Below are 7,097 nucleotides of genomic sequence, written 5' to 3'. Positions count from 1 at the left end.
CACGCCCAGCGCTGTGCCCGATGATGGCGACCCGCTTCGCCCGGCTACCGCCGATGATGGCGACCCGCTTCGCCCGGCTACGCCGCGCTTGCGATCGCCAGTACGCCGCGCTTGCGATCGCCATTAAGCTCCTCGCATGTCTACCCCTCCAGACGTGTTCAGCCCGGGCAAGCTGGGGCCCATCACGCTGCGCAACCGCACCATCAAATCCGCCACCTTCGAGGCACGCACGCCCAACGCGCTGGTGAGCGACGACCTGATCGAATACCACCGGCTGCCGGCGGCCGGCGGCGTCGGGATGACGACCGTCGCCTACTGCGCGGTGTCCCCCGGCGGTCGCACCGAGGGCAACGGCATCTGGATGCGCCCGGAGGCGGTGCCCGGGTTCAGGCGGCTGACCGACGCGATCCACGCCGAGGGCGCCGCGGTGAGCGCGCAGATCGGCCACGCCGGTCCGGTCGCCAACGCCAAGTCCAACAAGGCGACCGCGCTGGCGCCGGTGCGGTTCTTCAACCCGATCGGGATGCGTTTCGCCAAGAAGGCCACCCGCGACGACATCGAGGACGTCATCCAAGCCCACGTCAACGCGGTCCGGCTCGCCATCGAAGCCGGCTTCGATGCGGTCGAAATCCATTTGGGCCACAACTATCTGGCGAGCGCTTTCCTGTCCCCGCTCATCAACCGGCGCAACGACGAATTCGGCGGATCGCTGGAGAACCGGGCGAAGGTCGCTCGCGGCATAGTCATGGCCGTGCGGCGCGCGGTGGAGAAGGAGGGCACGCCGATCGCGGTCACCGCCAAGCTCAACATGTCCGACGGGGTGCGTGGCGGCATCAGCACGAAGGAATCGCTGATCACCGCCAAGTGGTTGCAGGACGACGGCGGCCTGGACGCGATCGAGCTCACCGCGGGCAGTTCGCTGGTCAACCCTATGTACCTGTTCCACGGCGACGCACCGGTCAAGGAATTCGCCGGCGCCTTCAAGCCGCCGCTGCGCTGGGGCATGCGGATGACGGGCAAGAAGTTCCTGCGCGAGTATCCCTACCGCGAGGCCTATTTACTGCGCGACGCCAAGCTGTTCCGCGCCGAGCTCACGATGCCACTGATCCTGCTCGGCGGCATCACCAACCGGGAAACGATGGACCTCGCGATGGCAGAGGGATTCGATTTCGTCGCGATGGGCCGGGCCCTGCTGGCGGAGCCGGACCTGATCAACCGGATCGCCGCCGACGGTGCCGCGCACAGCGTGCATTCGGCGTGCACGCACTGCAATCGGTGCATGCCGACGATCTACACGCGGACCCGATGTGTGATCACCGGCGCGCCGGACGCGGTCATTCAGCCCACAGGGTGAAAACAGGTGCACCCGCTACAGTTGTGGCAATGAGTGCACCAGCCCCGCCTGCGTTAACGGTTCGTCACGACGGGTCGGAGCGCACCTTCGCCGCCGGTCACGACGTCGTCGTCGGCCGGGACCTCCGGGCCGACATGCGCATCACGCACCCGCTGATCTCGCGCGCGCATCTGTTGCTGCGGTTCGACCAGGGCAGGTGGCTGGCGATCGACAACGGTTCGCTCAACGGCACTTTCGTCAACGGCCGCCGGGTGCCGGTGGTCGACATCCACGACGGCCAGAGCATCAACATCGGAAATCCCGACGGGCCGCAGCTGACCTTCGAGGTGGGCCGCCACCAAGGGCTGGCGGGTCGCCCGCCGCGCACCGAGTCGATGGGCATCCCGGTGGCCCAGCCGGGGGCGGCGTGGTCCGGTCAACCGGGCCCTCCCGTCGCCGCTCCGCCCGGCCCCCCGCCCGGACCCCCGGGGCGGCAACCGAACTGGGCCGCGCAGGCGGCGCGACGCCCGCAGGTCGCCGCGCCCCTGCCGCCCGGCCAGCCCGTGTACCCCGCCGCCGGCGGGCGCCCGCCTTATCCGACCAGCGCGCCGCCGCCCCCCAACTTCCAGCCGCACCCGCAGATGTCGGCCGTGGGGTCCGCGCCGGCGGCGCCGCCAACCGAGATGTCGGCCAACCTCACCAAGCCGCCCGAGGTGAGCAACCTGGCGACCAAGATGTTCCATGCGCTGCTGCCGTCGCGGTCCGGGGCGATGCCGAAGTCGTCGGACGCGGTCACGATCGGTCGTTCCACCGACAACGACATCGTGATCCAGGACGTCCTGGCGTCGCGCCATCACGCGTTTTTGACCCAGACGCCGCTGGGCACCGAGATCCGCGACGCGCACAGCGTCAACGGGACCTTCGTCAACGGTGTCCGGGTCGGGTCCGCGATCCTCACCGAGGGCGACGTGGTCACCATCGGCAACGTCGACCTCGTCTTCACCGGCGACACCCTGGTCCGCCGCACCGAGGCGGCGACGCGCACCGGCGGGCTGGAGGTGAACGCCGTCACGTTCACCGTCGACCACGGAAAGCAACTGCTCGACCACATCTCGCTGACCGCGCGCCCCGGAACGCTCACCGCCATCATCGGCGGGTCGGGCGCGGGGAAGACCACGCTGTCGCGGCTGATCGCCGGGTACACCACACCGAGCAGCGGCACCGTGACGTTCGAGGGCCACAACATCCACGCCGAATACGCGTCCATGCGCAGCCGGATCGGGATGGTCCCCCAGGACGACGTCGTGCACCGCCAGCTGACCGTCAACCAGGCGCTGGGCTACGCGGCCGAGCTGCGACTGCCGCCCGACACCAGCAAGGCCGACCGCGAGCAGGTCGTCGCGCAGGTCCTCGAGGAACTCGAGCTGACCAAGCACGCGGACACCCGCGTCGACAAGCTCTCCGGCGGCCAGCGCAAGCGCGCGTCGGTCGCGCTGGAGCTGCTCACCGGGCCGTCGCTGCTGATCCTCGACGAGCCGACATCGGGCCTGGATCCGGCGTTGGACCGGCAGGTGATGATGATGCTGCGCCAGCTCGCCGACGCCGGCCGCGTGGTCCTGGTCGTCACCCACTCGGTGGCCTACCTGGACGTCTGCGATCAGATACTGCTGCTGGCGCCGGGTGGAAAGACCGCGTTCCTGGGGCCGACCAGCCAGATCGGCGCGGCGATGGGCACCACCAACTGGGCCGACATCTTCGCGAACGTGGGCGCCGACCCCGACGAGGCCAACCGCCGCTTCCTCGCCGAAAACCGGCCGCCGGAGTTGCAGGCTCCCTCCGAGGCCAGCCCGGGCGACCTGGGCGAACCCGTGCACACCGACGTCCTGCGCCAGTTCTCGACGGTGGCGCGCCGCCAGGTGCGGCTGGTCATCTCCGACCGGGGCTACACGGTGTTCCTGGCGCTGCTGCCGTTCCTCATCGGCATCCTCACCCTGACCGTTCGCGGCAAGACCGGGTACGGCATGGGCGACCCCCTGAGCAACTCGCCCAACCAGCCCGACCAGATTCTGGTCATGCTGACCGTGGGCGCCGTGTTCATGGGCACCGCGCTGACCATCCGCGACCTGGTCGGCGAGCGTCCCATATTCAGGCGTGAGCAGGCGGTCGGCCTGTCGACCGCGTCGTACCTGGCCGCCAAGATCGTGGTGTTCAGCGCGTTCGCCATCGGGCAGGCGGGCATCACGACCGCGATCTCGGTGATCGGCTGGGGCCAGCCGATCGCCAAAGCCGTGATGCTGGGCAACGTCAGCTTCGAGCTGTTCTTCGACGTCGCGCTGACGTGCGTGGCCTCCGCGCTGCTGGGCATGGCGCTGTCGGCGATCGCCAAATCCCAGGACCAGATCATGCCGTTCCTGGTCATCGCGATCATGTCGCAGCTGGTTTTCTGCGGCGGGCTGATCTGGGTGACCAACCGCCCCGTGCTCGACCAGTTGTCCTGGGCCACGCCGGCAAGGTGGGGCTACGCGTCCGCGGCGTCGACGATCGACACCCACCGGCTGGTCGTGGGCCCGACCGACCCGAAGGACCAGCACTTCGATCACAAGGCGAGCGCGTGGCTGTTCGACATCGCGATGCTCGTGATGTTGTGCGTCGTCTACAGCGCCATCGTGTGGTGGAAGCTCCGGCTGAAGGGGCACTCGTCGGCCCGCCGCAGACTGTCGAGGAACCGGCGCAAGCGCTGATGGGCCAGCCCGCGCAGCCAGTGCTGACGGTTCGGTCCCAGCGATCCGAAGGTAATTTCGCGCCGGGTCGCGACGTGGTCGTCGGCAGCGACTTGCGCGCCGACCTGCGCGTGGCGCACCCGCTGATCGCCCGGGCGCACCTGCTGCTGCGCTTCGAGGGCGACCGGTGGGTCGCGGTCGACAACAACTCGATGAACGGGGTCTTCGTCAACGGCCGTCGGGTGCCGACGGTCGACATCCAGGACGGCCAGGCCCTCAACATCGGCAAGCCCGACGGACCGCGGATCACGTTCGAGGTCGGGCACCACCAGGGCACCGTCGGGCTGCTGCCGCCGACGGAGACGCTCCCGGCGATCCCGCCGCCCGGCGATCCGCTGCCGGTGCGCCCGCGCCCGCCCCAGCCGCCGCCTCGCCCGCCCGATGACGCCGTGCAGCGCACCACCGCGATCCCGATCCTCCGGCCGCCCGCGGCCACCGACGACGCAAACCCGCCCACCCAGATCGGCGTGAGCGGCGAGGTCGCCGAGTTCCCCACCGCGCGGGTCAGGGCCCCCGTCGCGCGGATCGGCCGCTCGCTCGACAACGACATCGTCGTCCACGATGTGCTGGCGTCGCGCCATCACGCCTTCCTGACCGCGACGCCGGTCGGCACCGAGATCCGCGACGCGAACAGCATCAACGGCACCTTCGTCAACGGGATCAGGGTCGGATCCGCCGTGCTCGCCGAGGGCGACGTGGTCACCATCGGCAACGTCGACCTGGTGTTCAGCGACGGCATGCTGGTCCGCCGCCAGGAGGTGGCGGCGCGGTCGGGCGGCCTGGAGGTGCGCGAGGTCAACTTCGCGATCAACGGGAAGAACCTGCTGGAACGCGTCTCGGTGACCGCCAGGCCCGGCACCCTGACCGCCATCATCGGCGGCTCGGGCGCCGGCAAGACCACGCTGTCGCGGCTGATCGCCGGGTACGCCACCCCGACCTCCGGCTCGGTCACGTTCGAGGGCCACGACATCCACACCGAGTACGCGTCGCTGCGGACCCGGATCGGGATGGTCCCGCAGGACGACGTCGTGCACCGGCAGCTGACGGTCAACCAGGCGCTGGGCTACGCGGCCGAACTGCGGCTGCCCCCCGACACCAGCAAGGCCGACCGCCAACAGGTGGTGGCGCAGGTGCTCGAGGAACTCGAGCTGACCAAGCACGCCGACACCCGCGTCGACCAGCTCTCCGGCGGCCAGCGCAAGCGCGCGTCGGTGGCGCTGGAACTGATCACCGGGCCGTCCCTGCTGATCCTCGACGAGCCGACGTCGGGCCTGGATCCGGCCCTGGACCTGCAGGTGATGACGATGCTGCGCCAGCTCGCCGACGCCGGCCGCGTGGTCCTGGTCGTCACCCACTCGCTGACGTACCTCGACGTCTGCGATCAGGTGCTGCTGATGGCGCCGGGCGGCAAGACGGCCTTCCTGGGCGCGCCCGGCCAGATCGGTGACGCCATGGGCACCACCAACTGGGCCCAGATCTTCGCGAAGGTGGGCGCCGACCCCGACGAGGCCAACCGTCGCTTCCTCGCTCGAACGGGCGCCCGGCACAAGCCCCCGCCGCCGGTCGAGTCGGCGCCCGCCGACCTGGGCACCCAGGCTCGCACCAGCGTGCGGCACCAGTTCTCCACGATCGCGCGGCGCCAGGTCCGGTTGGTCGTGTCCGACCGCGCCTACTTCACGTTCCTGGCGCTGCTGCCGTTCGTGCTGGGCGCGCTGTCGCTGACGGTGCCGGGCAACACTGGCTTCGGGGTCGCCCAGCCGACCAGCGGGACGCCCGACGAGGCCGCGCAGATCCTGACCCTGATGTCCATCGCCGCCGTCTTCATGGGCACGGCGCTGACGATTCGCGACCTGATCGGCGAGCGCGCGATCTTCCGGCGCGAGCAGGCGGTGGGCCTGTCGGCGGGGGCCTACCTGGCGGCCAAGCTCACGGTGTTCTGTGCGTTCGCGATCGTGCAGGCGGCGATCGTGACGGGCATCGTGCTGCTGGGCAAGGGCGCGCCGACGCAGCCAGCGGTGTTGCTGGGCAACCCTAGCTTCGAGCTGTTCGTCACCGTGGCCGCGACGTGTGTGGCCTCCGCGGTGCTGGGGCTGGTGCTGTCGTCGCTCGCGCGATCCAACGAGCAGATCATGCCGCTGTTGGTGGTGTCCCTGATGCTGCAGCTGGTGCTCGCCGGCGGGATGGTGCCCGTGACGGGCCGGATCTTCCTCGACCAGCTGTCCTGGGTGATGCCGTCGCGCTGGGGATACGCGGCGTCGGCGTCGACGGTCGACCTGCGGGCGCTGGTGCCCGGTTCGCTGCTACAGCAGGACGCCCACTGGGCGCACACCCGCGGCGCGTGGCTGTTCGACATGGGGATGCTGGTCGCGCTGTCGGCGGTCTATTCCGCGATCGTGCGCTGGCGGATCCGGCTCACGCGCTAATCCTTGGCGTCGAAGCGCAAGCCGTGCGCGAGCGCGAACGCCATCGCCTGCGGAACGTCGACGCGGGCGCCCGACAGCGAGGCGGTCCGCCACAACGCGGCGTCCGCGATGGCGCCGCGCAGGTCGGCGTCGTCCAGGCGGGCGCCCGTCGTCCGCGCGCCGGACAGGTCGGCGCCGCGCAGCACGGCCTTGCGCAGGTCGGTCTCCACCAGGCTGGCCTCCCGCAGCCGGCAGCCGGAGAGGTCGACGCCGCGCAGGTCGTTGCCGCCGAGCACCGCTAGGGTGAAGTCGACCTCGTCGAACCTGATCGGGCGCATCCGGCAACCCACAAACACCGAGCCCAGCATGCTGCACTGCGCAAAGGTGCTGTGCCACAATAGGGTTCGTTCGAACGTGCAGTTGCGAAACGCCGACCCGCGGTGGTCGGATTCGGCCAGGTTGGCGCCGCTGAAGTCGCAGTCGGAAAACGCCACCCGCTCGGTGCGCAGCCGGCTGAGGTCCGCGTCGCGAAAATCCGTGCCTTCAAAGGGGCCGGCATTCGCATCGGTCCAGTGCTGCAAA

The 7,097-nt window shown here is 70.1% G+C and carries 4 protein-coding genes; 3 read left to right on the top strand and 1 reads right to left on the bottom strand.

Annotated features, from left to right (window positions below):
* Positions 1-136: 136 nt before the first annotated feature.
* From A5706_RS30790 to A5706_RS30780, 3 genes are read left to right on the top strand one after another with little or no spacing between them, the layout of a single operon-like run.
* The gene (locus tag A5706_RS30790) at positions 137-1,354 is read left to right on the top strand and encodes an NADH:flavin oxidoreductase (protein WP_068140088.1); all 1,218 of its coding nucleotides are present in this window, start codon (positions 137-139) and stop codon (positions 1,352-1,354) included.
* A 29-nt stretch (positions 1,355-1,383) separates the two neighbouring features.
* Positions 1,384-4,074, top strand: coding sequence for an FHA domain-containing protein (locus A5706_RS30785; protein ID WP_068140084.1), 2,691 nt, complete (start codon positions 1,384-1,386; stop codon positions 4,072-4,074).
* Entirely contained in the window at positions 4,074-6,536 is a 2,463-nt protein-coding gene (locus A5706_RS30780) for an ATP-binding cassette domain-containing protein (protein ID WP_068140104.1), read from the top strand. Before A5706_RS30785 ends, A5706_RS30780 begins: the two co-directional genes overlap by 1 nt.
* Here A5706_RS30780 and A5706_RS30775 read toward each other — a convergent pair.
* On the bottom strand, positions 6,533-7,096 hold the full coding sequence (locus A5706_RS30775; RefSeq protein ID WP_068140080.1) for a pentapeptide repeat-containing protein: 564 nt from the start codon (positions 7,094-7,096) through the stop codon (positions 6,533-6,535). The genes A5706_RS30780 and A5706_RS30775 overlap by 4 nt on opposite strands.
* Between the last annotated feature and the right edge of the window lies 1 nt (position 7,097).

The organism is Mycobacterium sp. E796 (genome assembly GCF_001672815.1).
Classification (GTDB): Bacteria; Actinomycetota; Actinomycetes; order Mycobacteriales; family Mycobacteriaceae; genus Mycobacterium.
Note: the sequence above shows the minus strand (reverse complement) of the source record. Positions and strands in the feature narration are given on the sequence as shown.

Coding starts and splice junctions, on each gene's coding strand:
- A5706_RS30785 (WP_068140084.1), top strand. CDS start 1,384: ATGAGTGCACCAGCCCCGCCTGCGTTAACGGTTCGTCACGACGGGTCG.
- A5706_RS30780 (WP_068140104.1), top strand. CDS start 4,074: ATGGGCCAGCCCGCGCAGCCAGTGCTGACGGTTCGGTCCCAGCGATCC.
- A5706_RS30790 (WP_068140088.1), top strand. CDS start 137: ATGTCTACCCCTCCAGACGTGTTCAGCCCGGGCAAGCTGGGGCCCATC.